We start from the raw sequence: 15,368 nt of genomic DNA on the forward strand, positions 1-15,368 counted from the left end.
TCACCCGGACCGCGTCCCGTCACCGACGGCGCCGGGCGACCTGGCCGGCCTTGCGGATCAGCGGACGCGGCAGGACGCCCAGGAGTCCCACGAGGGCCTTGTACTGCAGGCCCGGCACCGACACGACCCGGCCCTTGTCGACGTCCCGGAGGCAGTCGCGGACGAGGTCAGCCGGATCCAGCCAGATGAAGTCCGGGCCGGGCTTGGAGATGCCGGCCCGCTCCTGGAACTCGGTGTGGGTGAAACCCGGGCACAAGGCCGTCACCGTCACGCCAGAGTCCTGCAGCTCGAGCGCCAGACCCTCGGTGAACGCGGTCACCCAGGCCTTCGCCGCCGAGTAGGTCCCCGACGAGACGAAGCCGGCCACGGAGGACACGTTGATGATGGTGCCCCTTCCCCGCTCGCGCATCGCCCGCCCCGCAGCATGCGAGAGCACGAGCACGGCCCGGACGAGCACGTCGAGGGAGGCCTCCTCGTCGGCGACCTCGCTGCGCAGGAAGCTGCGCCGCAACGCGAAGCCGGCGTTGTTGACCAGCACGTCGACGGGACGCGCCCCGTCAGCCAGCCGGTCGGCGACCGTCTGAAGAGCCTGCCGGTCGCTGAGGTCGGCGACGAGGACCTCGCACCCAGCGGCATACGACTGCGTGAGCTGGGTGGCGAGCTCCGCCAGCCGGCCGGCGTCGCGGGCGACGAGGACGAGGTCGTGCCCCCGCCGGGCGAGCTGGGTGGCGAACTCACGGCCGATACCGGCGCTGGCGCCGGTGACGAGGGCGACGGGGCGCGGGGTCATGCCGACACCCTAGGCTGCGCGGCTGGGCGCCGGCTCAGCCGACGACCCTGCGGATGATCGCCTCCGCACACGCGTCCGGCTCGGTCTCGGGCAGCCAGTGCGACGCGTCCAGCTCGACGAAGGCGTACCGCCCGGTCACGTGCTCCCCGGTCAGCTCGGCCGCACGCCGCCCGAGAGCCACGTCCCGCGAACCCCACACATATGTCGTCGGGACCGTGACACGTCGGGCCGGGACGTGGGAGGAGCGCACGGCGCGGTACCAGTTGATCGGCCCGCGCAGCGCGTCCGGACGGGCGAGCCGAGCGGCGTAGCGGTCGGCGTGCTCGAGCGGCAGCCCGGACCCCACGAAGAGCGAGCGGAACGCCGCCGCGACCACCTGCTCGGGCACCACCGGCACCTGGAACGCCGCGACGTACCAGGACCGACGGAGCTGGTCGAACGTGCGCGCGGCCCGCGACAACGCCGCCGGGTGCGGGGTCGAGAGCACCGTCAGGGAGGCGATCCGGGCCGGGTGGTTGCCCGCAGTCAGCCAGGCGACGGCACCGCCCCAGTCGTGACCGACGAGGTGAACCCGCTCGTGACCGGTTGCATCGATGAGGGCGAGGACGTCGCCCACGAGGTGCTCGAGGCGGTAGGCGGCCGCCCCCTGAGGTCTGGCGCCCGGGCTGTAGCCGCGCTGGTCGGGCGCGAAGGTCCGCAGGCCCGCCGTGTGGAGGCGGGCGCTGACCGCGTCCCAGCTCGAGCGGTCCACTGGGAAGCCGTGGAGCAGCACGACCGGGGTCCCCTCGGGCGGCCCGCCGTCCGTCACGTCGAAGGTCAGGCCCTGGTGGCGGAGGGCGGTGAGACGTTCCGTGCGCATGGGCCCCATCATCGCCGAGCCACGGTCCTGGGGTGTCCGACGCGCTGGCTAGGGTAGGGAACCGTGCGGATCGCCACCTGGAACGTCAACTCCATCAGGTCCCGGGTCGACCGGGTCACCGACTGGCTCGTCCGGAGCGACGTCGACGTCCTCGCCCTGCAGGAGACCAAGGCGCGCGAGGACCAGTTCCCGCACGACCGGTTCCGGGAGCTGGGCTACGAGGTGGCCCACCACGGACTGTCCCAGTGGAACGGGGTGGCCATCGTGTCGCGCGTCGGGATCGAGGACGTGCGGGTCGGCTTCGACGGGATGCCCGGCTGGGGAGACCCCGCCGCCGCCGAGGCGCGCGCGATCGGCGCGCTCTGCGGTGGAGTGCGGATCTGGTCGCTCTACATCCCCAACGGCCGCACCCTCGAGGACCCGCACCTGCTCTACAAGCTCGACTGGCTGGCCGCGCTCGCCGACGCAGGCCGCTCGTGGCTCGCCGACGACCCGAGTGCGCCGATCGCGCTGCTCGGCGACTGGAACATCGCCCCCTTCGACGAGGACGTGTGGAGCGTGCCGTTCTACGAGGGGCGCACGCACACGTCGCCTCGCGAGCGAGCTGCCTTCCAGGCCGTCGTGGACGCCGGGTTCGCCGATGTCGTCCGGCCGCACTGCCCGGGCCCCGGGGTCTACACGTACTGGGACTACGTCCAGCTCCGCTTCCAGAAGGGCCGCGGGATGCGCATCGACTTCGCGCTGTGCTCACCCGCGCTCGCCCGGCGGGTGACCGGCGCAGCGATCGACCGCGAGGCGCGCAAGGGCAAGGGCGCCAGCGACCACGCGCCGGTGGTCTTCGAGATCGAGGACTGAACCCGCGCGACAAACCCGCACGTGCTGGAAAGTGGCGCCGATCGAGGTCGAACCCGCGCGACAAACCCGCACGTGCTGAAAAGTGGCGCGTGAGAGTCAGAGGCCGACGAAACGGGGCTCGTCCGCGACGGCCACCGCGGACCGCCGGCTGCCGAGGGTGAAGGCGACGAGACCACCGAGCAGGGCGGCCAACGCCCCGCCGAGGAAGACGGTCTGCACCTGCACCACGCCCGCCGCGACGAGGGCCTCGGTGTCGAATGGGTCGGGCAGCTGCCGGACCGCCGCGAAGTAGCGGTTCAGGCCGATCGAGGTGAGCAGCGCCAGCCCGACCACCATCCCGACCATCCGGGCGACGACGACGAGCGAGCTGGCCACCCCGTGCGCATGCGCGGGAGAGTCCGCGAGGGCCGCGTTGTTGACCGGCGCCAACGCCAGCCCGATGCCCAGGCCCACGGCCAGGAGGACGGCCGTGGTCGGCAGCGGGCTCTCGAGGGAGTCCACCGTCCACCCCGACATGACGAGCATGCCCGCCGCCGCGAGGAGCAGCCCGGCCCCTGCCACGAGGCCGTCACCGAGCCGGTGGAGCAGCCAGCCCCCGAGGAGGGCGCCCACCGGGACGGCGAGCAGGAAGCGGACGAGCACCAGCGCAGCGCCGGTGGCGTCGTAGTCCTCGCTGATCCGGGCCAGCACCGGGACGTCCACGACCACGGCGACGAGGGCCGCCCCCACGAGCAGGCTCACGACGAGGGACCGCCCTCCCCGCGCCCCGACGACCTGTCTGGGGATGAGGGGGTCGCGTGCGCGACGGTGCCACCACATGAGCACACCCAGCGCCACCGCACCGAACGGCAGCAGGGCGTAGCCCCAGGGCCCGACGACCTCCCGCTCCGGATCGGACGAGGCAAAGGTGAGGACGAGGCTGCCGAGCGCGACCGCGACGAGCAGCGCCCCGAACAGGTCCACGCGACGCAGCGTCGCCCACCAGCGTGGCGCCGTGACCACGGCGAGGAGGCCGAGGACCGCCAGCGCCGTGATCCCGATCGGCGCCACGAGGGGCGAGCTGCCGACCACCGGCACGAACGGTGCGCCCAGCGTCACGTCGGTCACCAGCGCAGCCGGCTGCGCCAGAGTGAGCCACGCCAACCCGAGCCCGAGCGCGGTCAGCAGCCAGACGAGAACGCGCCGACCGATCCCCGACTCCGCACCCCGCCCGCGCAGCCCCGGGCCACGCGACGACGACAGGGACGCGACGGCGGACGGGCGCGCGGACGGGAGGGCTGGGAGGACGCCGACCCCGAGAGCGCGCACAGCGGCATACAGGATCAGGCCGGCCGCGACGTTGAACCAGAAGATCGCCCGCCAACCCGACCACGCGAGGATCACCGCGCCCAGCACCGGACCGAGCACCGAACCCAGCTCCTGCACGGCACCCACGACCCCCAAGGGCGTGCCCCGCCGGTCCGCCGGCCACAGGTCCGCGACGAGCGCGAGCGTGGCCGGGACGAGCCCGCCACCGCCGATCCCCTGGAGCACCCGCCCGCCGACGAGCACGCCCAGGTCGGTGGCGAGCGCCGTGACCGCGGACCCCACGACGAAGACCACCAGGCAGCCGAGGAGCACCCGGCGCCGGTCGAGGAGGTCGGAGAGGCGCCCGATGAGCGGCAGCACCGCGATGTAGCCGAGGAGGAAGCCGGAGATGATCGGGGTCGCGCGCTGGAGGGCGTCGACGCCGATCCCGACGCCTTCCATCATGTCCGTCAGGGCGAGGACGACGACGTAGGTGTCGGCCGCTGCCAGGGCGACGCCGGCGGCGGCCACCGCCAGCAGAGCGTGCCGTCGGGGTGGAGCGGCCATGACCACCCCGGTCAGGGCTTCGTGATCGTGACGGGAGTCCCGTACTGGTCGAGGGTCACGGTGTACGTCGATGCCCTGCCCGCCCCGAAGAAGGGACCGGTGAGGTCGACCTGGCGCAGCTCGTCCTGCTCCGTGAGGCCGTACGACGCCTGGAACGACCCGTTGCGGTCCCCGATGCCGAAGAGGTCGACGACGTTGGCGCCCGGGACGGTGCCCTTGATCGTCGTGAGGACCTCGGAGCCGTTGCGGACCTTGTCGCCCTCGGCGGGACTCTGCGTCGCCGTGAGCAGCGACGAGAGCCCCTTGTCGGTCGCGAAGAGCGCGGCCGGGTCGGGGACCCCGAAGGTCTTGGGGTCGATCTTGTTCATCCCGGGGATGAAGGGCAGCTTCGCCCAGACCTCGCCGCCGACGGACACGATCTCGACGTCGGCCGGGATCCCGGCGAACCGGCCCTTGAGCGTGCCCTTGAAGGCGGGTGGGTGCGCGCCCCAGCCGTCGCCCGACAGCACGCCGCTCGCGTCCTTCGGCACCGCGGAGCTCGTGAGGGTCAGGTGCACGGAGGGTGCCGCGTCGATCTTGGCCTTGGCGGCCGCGAGGCGCTGGGCGGGGCTCGGCGGCGTGGGGGCAGGGGGGTTCCCCTCGTCGCTCGTGCACCCCGCCAGGCCCGTGGCGGCGAGGACGGTCAGGGCGGCTGCGGCCAGCTTCACCGGGATACGCATGTGCGTCAGGCTAACTGCTGGGTGGGTCTCGATGCGGTGAGTGGGTACGGCTAGCCTCGACGGATCGCAGGAAGCCCAGAGCGCTGCTCTCGACAGTCCGCGCAGCGTTCGCGACGAAGGAGTTGAGATGGTCCTGCTCGGTCTGGTTCTCTTGTTGGTCGGGGCGGGTCTGGGGACGGCCGCCTTCCTCGGCGTCCGGGACGAGACGGGAACGGTCAGTCTCGAGGCCCTGGGCTTCAGCCGGGACGCCCAGCCGCTCGAGCTGCTCCTGCTGGGCGCGGCGGCGATGCTCCTCGTCGCCCTCGGCTGGGCCCTCATGGCGGCCGCGGCGCGCCGTCGAGCCCGGCTTCGCCGCGACCAGCGCGAGGCCGAGCGCCTCGCCGAGCTCGAGCGGGTCGCCGAGTCGGACCGGGCCGAGCAGGAGCGCCGCTTCGAGGACGCCTCACTGCGGGACGAGGACCTGCGGCGACGCGAGAGCCACCTCGACGCGTGGGCGCAGGAGCTCGACGCGCGGGAGCGGGAGGTCGCCCGGCTGGAGGAAGCCCATCGGCAGCAGGTCGGACCGTCGGTGGCCGACGTCGTGACCGGTCGCGCGGAAGGCAGCGTGGCGGAGGGCACGGCGCACTGGTCCCAGAGCACGCCGCGGCACAAGGCGGACGGCGACCCGGCGAGGTGACCCGGCAGGTCAACGAGCACGCCGGTGCCCACCCTCTCTCCCCCGGGCGACGAGTTCGGGTGGGACGCTGAGCTCTTCGTGCTCTGACCGCCCGAGCCGGCCCAGCGGCATACGGACGATGCCGTATGCCGCTGGGCTCGCCCCCCGACGAGAGGCCGGGCTCAGCGTTGGGTGCCGTTCACGAGCAGACCGGGGCGTAGTCGCGGTCGGGGAGGTAGCTGCGCCACTCGTCCTCCGTGAGGTCGCGACCAGCCATCCGGCACGCGGCCGCGACCCAGGCGCTCGGACGCGGATCCCACGTGCGGACCGTGCCGTCGAGGGACGCCACGAGGACCTCGCCGTCCTCGGTGAACGCGACCGCCCCCTCCGGCGCCGCTACTGCGCCGACGAAGGCGCCAGTGCGACCGTCCCAGACAGCGACCTTGCCGCCCTCCTTGGATGAAGCGATGAGGGAGCCGTCGACTGACCAGGCCAAGTACCTCCCTCCGTAGGGCTGCGTCGCACTCGGCGCGGCCAGCCAGGAGTCTGTCGTCACGTCCAGCAGGGCGATGCGTCCGTCCAGCCAAGAGAGGAAGAGTCGCTGCCCGTCAGGCGAGAACTCGCCTGCACTGGGTGGGTCGTCCTTCGCCCCGATCGCCGCGCCCAGCTGGCCGGTCGAGTAGTCGATGGTCTGTGCCCACTCGCCATGAGCCACAACGTCGCGGCCATTCGGGCTGACGGTGAGCATGTCGAACAGACCCACGCCGGCCTCGATCGGATCTCGCACCGGTTGGAGGCCAGGCACCGAGAGGACGTGCAGCCTCCCCCTCTCCTGCGTGGGCGCCTCCTTCGACACTGGTGGCACACGCGTGCCGACGAGCAGCGTGTTGCCATCCGGTGAGAACGTCGCGACCACGGCCTCCTCGGGGCTCAGGGAGGTCCTGGCCACCTCCCGGCCGGTGGCCGCTTCCCAGAGGCCCAACGCGGAGTCGCCGGTCGTGCTGCTGAGCAGGCGACCGTCCGGGCTCCAGACGACCTCGGTGAAGGTCGTGGTGTTCAGGCCCAGCGCGACGCGGGGTCCGAGCCGGCCCGTCGTGAGGTCCCTGACCTGGTTCGTCGCCGGGAGGCCGTCCCAGTGGTAGGCCACCCTGGTCCGGTCAGGAGACAGGCTGGCCCACGCTGCGTCGCGATCCAAAGGATCTCCCGCCACGACCGGAAGGAAGCTCCGCCGCCCCTCCAGGTCCAGAGCCATGAAGTTGTCGTCGACATAGAGATAGAGCGTCCGGCCGTCGGGGCTGAGTCCGGCGGCATTCGGATAGAGGGTGCGGCCGTCAGGACGGCTGACCACGGGCCTGTTGTCTCCAACGTTCTCCTTGGCCACGACGACGGGCTCTGCCCCCGACAGGTCCCAGACGACGACCTTGTCCCCGAGCACGGAGACGCGCGTCCCGTCAGCGGACAGGGCGAGCTGGCCTGACCAGGCCTGGCCGTCGTAGAGGTGTGACGTGGAGGCGAGGGTCGTCGCGTCGATGACGACAGCGGCGGGGCCGCCGCCGACCACGAGGGTCCTCGCATCAGGTGTGAGCAGGAGCCGGCCGCTCAGCTCCTGCACTCCGAGGTCGGCGGCGGTGAGGACCCGCCGCACCGTCCCTTCGGGCAGGTCGGTGACGAGGATGCGCGTGCGGTCCCGCGAGTAGAGCGTCCGTCCGTCGGGGGAGACCACGGGGAAGATGGACTGGCTGGTCTTGACCCGCGCGACCGGTCGCTGGGGTCGCTCGGTGTCCCACACGAGGACCGTGCCCTCCGGGCCCGCCTTGGGGAGCACTCCGACGGCCAGCCAGCGCCCGGTGGAGTCGAAGCTCAGGTCCTGCCTCACCTGGTCCTTGACGGACAGGCCACCGAGCTGCCCCGGGGCAAGGCTGCCGTCGGGCTGCAGGAGCGCCACCGGCGGGATGGCAGCGGTCGGGACATTGACCGAAGCCGCGAGCAGGCGACCGGTCGGGCTGGCCACCACGGTGTTGCCCAAGGGAGCGGCGCCCCGGCCCGTGACGGCGAGCGTGTCCGGGTCGTAGACCTGCACCCCCCCGGGCCAGGTCGGGAGGGCGACCCTGCCGTCCGGCAGCACCGTCACCACCGCCATGCCCGAGGACGGGACCCGCGTCGCCCGGATGAGCCGGGGCACCCGGTTGAGCGCCTCGAGCAGGTTCGTCCGCGACTCGACCGAGTCCTCGAGCTTCAGACCCGCGGCGGCCAGCAGCAGGGACAGGTCGACGGCGTCGGTCCGCGCCGCCTCCGCACCGAGGCGCTCCGAGTCGGAGGTGAGTGCCGTGCTGCTCGCCCGCTCGGCCGAGGTGAAGGCGGCGATCCCCGCCACGACGGTCACGGAGAGCAGCGCAGCGGTGGCGGCGAGCATGGCCCGAAGACGCTGGTTGGACCGGCGGTCCCTCCGCGCCTGCTCCTCGGCCGCGTGGGCCTCCCGGTCCGCCAGGGCCGCGGAGGCGGTGAGGAACTCAGCCTCGACGGGGGTCAGCGTGGGGTCGGAGCGACCCCGCCACTCGATCGCCCGCGCCAGCCGCACCCCTCGGTAGAGCTCGCTGTCGGGACGGCCGAGCTCGTCCCAGGTCTGCGCGGCGACGGTGAGGTGGCGCATGATCCGCAGCCCGTCGACGTCGTCGTCCAGCCACCCGCGCAGCCTCGGCCACGCCACCGCCAGCGACTCGTGCGCCACCTCGAGGGTCTCGCCGTCGCTGCTCAGCAGGCGGGCGGCGATGAGCCGCTCGGCCAGCTCCTGCCGCTCCTTCGTCGTCAGCACGCTGCGCCGAGGCACCCGCTGCCGGATCGGCGCGCCCGCATCGTCGGAGGCGACGAGCCGCACCATGAGGTCACGAACCATGACCTGCTGCTCGCTGCTCAGGCCACGGAAGAGTCCCTCGGCGGACTGCGACACCGCACCACGGATCCCACCGGTGGCGGTGTAGCCGGCCACCGTCAGCGTGTTTCCCTCACGCCGCTTCCACGTCTGGCGCAGCACGTGCGACAGGAGCGGCAGCGCGCCCGCTTCGCCGAGGACCTCCCGGACGAGCAGGTCGACGAGGCCCGGCTCGATGCGAAGCCCCGCCTGGGCGGCCGGGCTCTCAATGGCCCGGCGCAGGTCCGGCTCGCGCAGCGGTCCGAGCAGGTAGAGACCCTGCTCGACCAGCCTCGCGAAGTCCGTGTGGATGGACAGGTCGCCGAGCCGGTCGGCCCGGAGCGAGATGACGAGCTGTCGTCCGGGTCTCGCCGCGAAGGTGACGAGGCGCTCGAAGAAGTCTGACCGGTCCCCGGACTCTTCCGGGAGGCCCAGCACCTCCTCGCACTGGTCGACGACGAGCACGTCCGCCGCCTGCGGTCGCACTGCGTCGAGCGCCGCCAACGGATGGCGTCCCGGCGTCAACACCGACACGTCGCGGCCGTCCCGCTCGAGGGCTGCAGCGACCCCGGCCCGGACCAGCGAGGACTTCCCTGACCCGGAGGGACCCACCACGGCGAGCACGCCCGTCTGGTCGAGCCGCCGCAACGCCGCCTCGGTGTCCTGCTCCCGACCGAAGAAAGCAGCAGCATCCTCCAGGTCGTAGGCCAGCAGCCCGAGGTAGGGACAGGTGGTGCTCGCCGGAGTGAAGGCGGCCTGCGCCGCCAAGGAGGAGTCCTGCCGGAGGATCGACTCCTCCAACGCCGCGAGACCCGGCCCCGGGTCGAGCCCGAGCTCGTTGAGCAGGACCGCCCTGGCCCGGGCGAGCGTCTGGAGTGCCTCCGCCTGACGCCCCGCCTGGTACTGCGCCAGAGCCAGCAGACCCCAGCGCCGCTCCCGCGTGGGCTGCTCCACCACCAGCCGGCGCAGGTCGGGCAGCACCTCGTCGTGGCGGCCGCTCTGCAGCGCCGCCTCGACCCGCAGCTCCTCCGCTTCACGGTGCAGCTCGGCGAGGCGCTCGGCCTCCGTCCGTCCGGGCTCCCACTCCGACAGGTCCCCGAAGGGGTCGCCGCGCCACAGTGCGAGAGCCTGGTCGACCAGGTACAGCACCCGATCGGGCTCACCGGTCGCCAGCAGCTGCCGCGCCCGGCCGAGATGGTGCTCGAAGAGGGCGAGGTCGAGGTCGTCACGGTGCAGCCGCAGCCGGTAGCCGCCCGGAGTCGTCTCGATCGCCGTCGCACCGAGCACCTTGCGCAGCCGCGACACGCAGCCCTGCACCACCTTGCTCGACGACGGCGGCAGGTCATCGCCCCACAGGGCCTCGGCCAGGGCGTCGGCCGTCACGTGCTGGCCGGGACGCACGGCAAGAACCGCCAGGGTCACCCGATCCCGGGGCCCCAGTGCCACCGATCCCCCATCGACCTCGACGGGGCCCAGCACCCCCACCCGCATGGTTCGAGGATCCCCCCGCCCCGCGAGACCGTCAACGGCGTCGATACCCGATCGATACCGGCTCGGCGGCGGGTCGGTACCCGGACGTGGGACACCGGAGTCCGGACACCCGTCCGACCCTGCCGCTTCGGCAGGCACTCAGGAGAGGACACCACCATGAACGCACGCACCAGCAGCCTCCGCCGCACCTGCTGCGCCCTCGGCGCCGCAGCCACGCTCGGCCTCGCTCTCGCCGCCCCCGCCAGCGCCGTCGTCCTGCCCGACCCGATCGGCTCGGGACTGCCCCCGGAGCAGCCCTCCCCGGGCGGGGTCATCACGGTTGCCATCGACGACAACGCGCTCGAGCTGCTCCAGGTGGGCGGTGGCCTCCTCGCCGGGCTGGCTCTCGCCGGCGCCGGCGTGGCGGTCGCATCCCGGCGCCACCACAGCGACCCCGCCCCCGCGTGACGGGACCGCACCACAGGCAGGGCCCGCGCCATCTCGGGGAGCGAGCCCAGCGGCATACGACCTGAGTGCCGAACGCGCGACCCACCGCGCGTTCGGCACTCACTCGACGGGGCACTCAGCCGACGACGAGCGTGTCCCCGGAGGTGTCGCGGTCGACCCGGACGGTCTGCCCGTCGCGGACCTCGCCGCTGAGCAGGGCCCGAGCGAGGCGGTCGCCGATCTCCTTCTGGACGAGCCGCCGCAGCGGGCGCGCGCCGTAGGCCGGGTCGAAACCGCGCTGCGCCAGCCAGGTGCGCGCCGCGTCCGTGACCTCCAGCGTGATGCGCCGGTCCGCGAGCCGGGTCGCGAACGATCGGACCTGCAGGTCGACGATCTCGGCCAGCTCCTGCTGGGACAGCGCGTCGAAGACGACGACCTCGTCGAGCCGGTTGAGGAACTCCGGCTTGAAGGCGGCCCGGACCACGGCCATCACCTCGTTGCGCTTCTCCTCCGGCGACAGCAGCGGGTCCACCAGGAACTGCGACCCGAGATTCGACGTCATGACCAGGATGACGTTGCGGAAGTCCACGGTCCGCCCCTGGCCGTCGGTGAGGCGGCCGTCGTCGAGCACCTGAAGGAGGACGTCAAAGGTCTCCGGGTGCGCCTTCTCCACCTCGTCGAGCAGGATGACGGAGTAGGGCCGGCGCCGGACCGCCTCGGTGAGCTGGCCGCCCTCCTCGTAGCCGACGTATCCGGGGGGCGCCCCGATGAGCCGGGCCACGGCGTGCCGCTCCGAGTACTCGGACATGTCGATGCGGACCATGGCCCGCTCGTCGTCGAAGAGGAAGTCAGCGAGGCTCTTGGCGAGCTCGGTCTTGCCCACGCCGGTGGGCCCGAGGAAGAGGAACGAGCCGGTCGGCCGGTCGGGGTCGGACACGCCGGCCCGGGTGCGCCGGACCGCGTCGGAGACGGCGCGCACTGCCTCCGTCTGGCCGATCAGGCGGGCCCCGATGTGCTGCTCCATGTGGAGCAGCTTCTCGGTCTCGCCCTCGAGGAGCCGGCCGGACGGGATGCCGGTCCAGGCCGAGATGACGTCGGCGATGTCGTCGGCGCCGACCTCCTCCTTGACCATCGGGGCCTCGCTCCCGACGACGGTGGCCGCCTCGCGCTCCTGGGCGGCGGCGAGCTCCTTCTCGAGCGTGGGGATGTCGCCGTAGAGGATCTTCGAGGCGCCGGCGAGGTCGCCCTCCCGCTGGAGCCGGTCGGCCTGGGTGCGCAGGTCGTCGACCCGGGCCTTGAGCTCACCGACGGCGTTGAGGCCGGACTTCTCCGCCTCCCAGCGGGCGGTCAGCGCAGCGAGCTCCTCGGTCCGGTCGGCGAGGTCCTTGCGCAGCCGCTCGAGCCGCTCGCGGGAGGCCTCGTCGTGCTCCTGCTCGAGCGCGAACTCCTCCATCTTGAGCCGGTCGACGGTGCGTCGCAGCTCGTCGATCTCGACCGGTGAGCTGTCGATCTCCATCCGGAGCCGCGACGCCGCCTCGTCGATGAGGTCGATGGCCTTGTCGGGCAGCTTGCGCCCGCTGATGAAGCGGTCGGACAGACTGGCCGCGGCCACGAGCGCCGAGTCGGCGATGGTCACCTTGTGGTGCGCCTCGTAGCGCTCCTTCAGCCCGCGCAGGATGGCGACCGTGTCCTCGACGGAGGGCTCGCCGACGAAAACCTGCTGGAAGCGTCGCTCGAGCGCAGCGTCCTTCTCGATGTGCTTGCGGTACTCGTCGAGCGTCGTCGCGCCGACCAGGCGCAGCTCGCCACGGGCGAGCATCGGCTTGAGCATGTTGCCGGCGTCCATCGCGCCTTCGCTGCCGGCACCCGCTCCGACGACGGTGTGCAGCTCGTCGATGAACGTGACGATCTGGCCGTCGGAGGCCTTGATCTCCTCGAGCACGGCCTTGAGCCGCTCCTCGAACTCGCCGCGGTACTTCGCGCCGGCGACCATGGCGGCCAGGTCGAGGGAGTAGAGCGTCTTGTCGCGCAGGCTCTCGGGCACGTCGCCCTCGACGATGCGCTGCGCCAGCCCCTCGACCACGGCGGTCTTGCCGACGCCCGGCTCACCGATGAGGACCGGGTTGTTCTTGGTGCGGCGGGAGAGGACCTGCACGACGCGGCGGATCTCGGCGTCGCGACCGATGACCGGGTCGAGCCTGCCCTCGCGAGCGCGGGCGGTGAGGTCCGTGCCGTACTTGGCGAGCGCCTCGTAGGTCCCCTCGGGGTTCTCGGACGTCACGGGGCGGCCGCCGCGCAGCTCGGGGATGGCCTGCTCGATCGCGTCGGCGTCGAGGCCGAACTGGCCGGTGCGGGCCAGCGCGAGCAGGAGGTGGTCGGTGGAGACGAACGTGTCCCCCATCGCCGTCATGTACTGCTGGGCCTGCTGGATCGCGGCCGCGGCCGTGCGCGACAGCTGCGGCTGCTGGGCGCCGCCGGTGACCTGCGGGAGGGCCGCCAGCTCCTTCTCCGCGGCTGCCGTGGCGGCAGCGACGGAGGACCCTGCCTTCTCGAGCAGGGTCGGAGTCGTCGTGCCGGGCTGGGCCGCGAGGGCGAGGAGCAGGTGGGCCGGCTCGATGTTCGGGTGGTGCTTGGCGGCCGCAGTCGTCGCCGCCTGGGCGAAGGCCTCCTGGGCCCTGGTGGTCAGCTGAAGATCCATGCATTCTCCTGGCACGTGTGACTCTGACGAGTTCCATGAGGGGCAACCTCGCTAAAGTTGAGTCTATTCCGCTCAACCTTGGCCGTATGCCGCTGGGTTCGTTCCGTTCGTCACCTCGGCTCGGGCGGTCCCGCCCTCCCGAAACCCTGGGCGAGCGGGAGCGAGCGGACGCCGGGAGCGAGCTCAGCGGCATCCGGCATCCCCCGAGCGCAGTCAGCGGGAGGACACCTCCTTGACTACTGTGGTCCCGTCCCCCTGACCCCCGCCTCGAGGAGACCAGGCATGCCCACCCCCGTCCCGCGTCGGTTGACAGCCCTGCGTCGTCGCGTCGCACGGCTGGTCGACCCCGATCGGGCTCCTGGTCCCGCGTCCTCCAGCGCGGGCAGTGGGCCCATCGCGACGGGGGACGCCGAGAGTGCCGCCGCCGCGACCGCCGCTCCGGTCATCGTCGCCGGCGCAGCGCCGCTGGCGACGCGCGTCGGGATCGCAGCGAGCGACCGGCTCTCCGGGCTCATGGCGGACGAATGGGGCCAGGTCGACCTCGTCCCGGGAGCCGACCGGCCGACCGGGCTCGACCTCGTCGTCCTCGAGCTGCGTGGGAGCGACGTGGTCGGTTGGGAAGGGTTCCGGGCCCAGCTCGCAGCACTGGTCCAGGGGTGCCTCGACACGCAGGTCCCGGTCGCGGTCTGGCTGACGGCGGGACCCTGCAGCCCGCCCGAGTGGGTCGGAGACGCGATGGTCGTCGCCGCCTCGACGCCGGCGCTCTGCGACGAGCTGGCCTCGGTCACCGGTCGTCCCGTTGAGCTGCTCCCCGCCGCCGCACAGCCGCGGCGGCACCGCCCGGACGGGCCGACCCACGCCCGGCACGGCGCCACGGTGATCATCGAGGAGCAGGAGTCCACGGCCGCGGCCGCAGCCCTCAGTGAGCTCGTCGGCCCGGCGATCAAGCCGCTGCCCGCCGAGGACGTCCTCGTGATCGGCCTCGGCGCACCCGGCGAGTCCCTCGGCGCCGTCGAGACCACCATGAAGCGCAACGTCCAGCAGCGCGACTGGCGCGTCGTCGAGCGAGAGCTCGGCACCCGCCGAGTCGCCGTCGACCTCAGTGGCCTCTCACCGGACGCGGCCTGGACCTCGGTGGCCGCGGCCGCCTCAGGCACCCCGCTCGTCGCGGCCGACGGCCCCACCGCAGGGCTGCCCGACGACATCGCCGCCCTGGTGCCCCGGATCGACGACAGCAAGCAGCTGCGCAGCGAGATCGTCGCCCGCCTCGAACAGACCGAGCTGGTCGCTCGGGAAGGTCTGCAGCTGCGCCGCGCCGCCCTCTCCGCCCACACGGCCGCCCACCGCGCGCGGGCCCTCGTCACACACGCCGGGCTGACGAGCGACTCCGGTCTGCTTGCGCCTGCCGCCCGACCGATCTCCGCCATCGTCCCGACCAACCGGCTGCACGAGCTGGACAACGTCTTCGCGAACGTCGGCCGGCAGGCGCACCCGGACCTCGAGCTGGTGCTCCTCCTCCACGGGCTCGCGGCCGACCGCGCGGAGATCACCGCGCGCGCCGCCGCTGCCGGGGTCGAGGACCTCGTCATCCTCGAGGCGGACCGGTCGCTGACCCTCGGTGCCTGCATGAACCTCGGGGTCGAGGCCGCGTCCGGTCGCTATGTCGCCAAGATGGACGACGACAACTACTACGGAGCGCACTTCCTCTCGGACCTGGTCGATGCCTTCACCTACACCGACGCCGGCATCGTCGGGAAGTGGTGCCACTACGTGTGGCTGCGGTCCTCCAACGCCGTCGTCCTGCGCTACCCCGACTCGGAGCACCGTCCGGAGCGGCGCATCCAGGGCGGCTCCATGCTCTTCGACGGCGACGTGGTCCGAGGTCTGCGGTTCAGCGACATCCCCCGCGCCGTGGACTCGGACATCCTCGACCGCGCCATGGCCGAAGGCGTCACGATCTACAGCGCAGACCGCTTCAACTACGTCTCCATCCGCGGGACCGACCGGAACGACCACACCTGGACCGTCGCCGACTCCACCTTCATGACGAAGACCGGCCGCCTGCAGTTCTTCGGCGACCCCCGAGCCCACGTGTCGGTGTGACCCGTCTCGG

Annotated in this window: 10 protein-coding genes; 4 read left to right on the forward strand and 6 right to left on the reverse strand. The window is 72.7% G+C overall.

Translation table 11 applies throughout. The features are described 5' to 3' along the window. Positions 1-19: 19 nt before the first annotated feature. Together INTCA_RS16535 and INTCA_RS16540 are read right to left on the reverse strand one after the other, a co-directional pair. Positions 20-790, reverse strand: coding sequence for an SDR family NAD(P)-dependent oxidoreductase (locus INTCA_RS16535; protein ID WP_013494070.1), 771 nt, complete (start codon positions 788-790; stop codon positions 20-22). A 34-nt stretch (positions 791-824) separates the two neighbouring features. Continuing rightward, positions 825-1,649 (reverse strand): alpha/beta fold hydrolase, encoded by an 825-nt coding sequence (locus INTCA_RS16540; protein ID WP_041307903.1) that lies wholly within the window; start codon positions 1,647-1,649, stop codon positions 825-827. A gap of 63 nt (positions 1,650-1,712) precedes the next feature. Between INTCA_RS16540 and INTCA_RS16545 the strand changes: the two genes are divergently transcribed. Next, entirely contained in the window at positions 1,713-2,504 is a 792-nt protein-coding gene (locus INTCA_RS16545) for an exodeoxyribonuclease III (protein WP_013494072.1), read from the forward strand. A gap of 96 nt (positions 2,505-2,600) precedes the next feature. Here the strand turns inward: INTCA_RS16545 and INTCA_RS16550 are convergent, their stop codons facing one another. Continuing rightward, on the reverse strand, positions 2,601-4,358 hold the full coding sequence (locus INTCA_RS16550; protein WP_013494073.1) for an MFS transporter: 1,758 nt from the start codon (positions 4,356-4,358) through the stop codon (positions 2,601-2,603). A gap of 11 nt (positions 4,359-4,369) precedes the next feature. Beyond that, a complete protein-coding gene (locus tag INTCA_RS16555) occupies positions 4,370-5,077 on the reverse strand; it encodes an LppX_LprAFG lipoprotein (RefSeq protein ID WP_013494074.1) in 708 nt (235 codons plus the stop codon). A gap of 127 nt (positions 5,078-5,204) precedes the next feature. On the opposite strand from INTCA_RS16555, the gene INTCA_RS16560 reads away from it, so the two are divergent. Then, the gene (locus INTCA_RS16560; protein WP_013494075.1) at positions 5,205-5,753 is read left to right on the forward strand and encodes a hypothetical protein; all 549 of its coding nucleotides are present in this window, start codon (positions 5,205-5,207) and stop codon (positions 5,751-5,753) included. Between the two features lie 178 nt (positions 5,754-5,931). Here the strand turns inward: INTCA_RS16560 and INTCA_RS16565 are convergent, their stop codons facing one another. Continuing rightward, positions 5,932-10,086, reverse strand: coding sequence for an nSTAND1 domain-containing NTPase (locus tag INTCA_RS16565; RefSeq protein WP_169312929.1), 4,155 nt, complete (start codon positions 10,084-10,086; stop codon positions 5,932-5,934). A gap of 201 nt (positions 10,087-10,287) precedes the next feature. On the opposite strand from INTCA_RS16565, the gene INTCA_RS16570 reads away from it, so the two are divergent. After that, entirely contained in the window at positions 10,288-10,578 is a 291-nt protein-coding gene (locus INTCA_RS16570) for a hypothetical protein (RefSeq protein ID WP_013494077.1), read from the forward strand. Positions 10,579-10,693: 115 nt separating this feature from the next. Here the strand turns inward: INTCA_RS16570 and clpB are convergent, their stop codons facing one another. After that, positions 10,694-13,255, reverse strand: a complete 2,562-nt coding sequence (gene clpB, locus INTCA_RS16575; RefSeq protein ID WP_013494078.1) for an ATP-dependent chaperone ClpB — start codon at positions 13,253-13,255, stop codon at positions 10,694-10,696. Between the two features lie 282 nt (positions 13,256-13,537). Here clpB and INTCA_RS18810 point away from each other — a divergent pair, with 282 nt between their 5' ends. Beyond that, positions 13,538-15,358 carry a glycosyltransferase family A protein gene (locus INTCA_RS18810; protein WP_013494079.1) on the forward strand — a complete coding sequence of 607 codons (1,821 nt, stop codon included), beginning with the start codon at positions 13,538-13,540 and terminating at the stop codon, positions 15,356-15,358. The last annotated feature ends 10 nt before the right edge of the window (positions 15,359-15,368 follow it).

Origin of the sequence: Intrasporangium calvum DSM 43043 (genome assembly GCF_000184685.1) — a bacterium.
Lineage (GTDB): Bacteria > Actinomycetota > Actinomycetes > Actinomycetales > Dermatophilaceae > Intrasporangium > Intrasporangium calvum.

Bases quoted from the DNA above. Each gene is read 5' to 3' on its own strand.
- INTCA_RS16535 (WP_013494070.1), bottom strand. From the start codon at position 790: ATGACCCCGCGCCCCGTCGCCCTCGTCACCGGCGCCAGCGCCGGTATC.
- INTCA_RS16540 (WP_041307903.1), bottom strand. From the start codon at position 1,649: ATGCGCACGGAACGTCTCACCGCCCTCCGCCACCAGGGCCTGACCTTC.
- INTCA_RS16550 (WP_013494073.1), bottom strand. From the start codon at position 4,358: ATGGCCGCTCCACCCCGACGGCACGCTCTGCTGGCGGTGGCCGCCGCC.
- INTCA_RS16555 (WP_013494074.1), bottom strand. From the start codon at position 5,077: ATGCGTATCCCGGTGAAGCTGGCCGCAGCCGCCCTGACCGTCCTCGCC.
- INTCA_RS16560 (WP_013494075.1), top strand. From the start codon at position 5,205: ATGGTCCTGCTCGGTCTGGTTCTCTTGTTGGTCGGGGCGGGTCTGGGG.
- INTCA_RS16570 (WP_013494077.1), top strand. From the start codon at position 10,288: ATGAACGCACGCACCAGCAGCCTCCGCCGCACCTGCTGCGCCCTCGGC.
- clpB (WP_013494078.1), bottom strand. From the start codon at position 13,255: ATGGATCTTCAGCTGACCACCAGGGCCCAGGAGGCCTTCGCCCAGGCG.
- INTCA_RS18810 (WP_013494079.1), top strand. From the start codon at position 13,538: ATGCCCACCCCCGTCCCGCGTCGGTTGACAGCCCTGCGTCGTCGCGTC.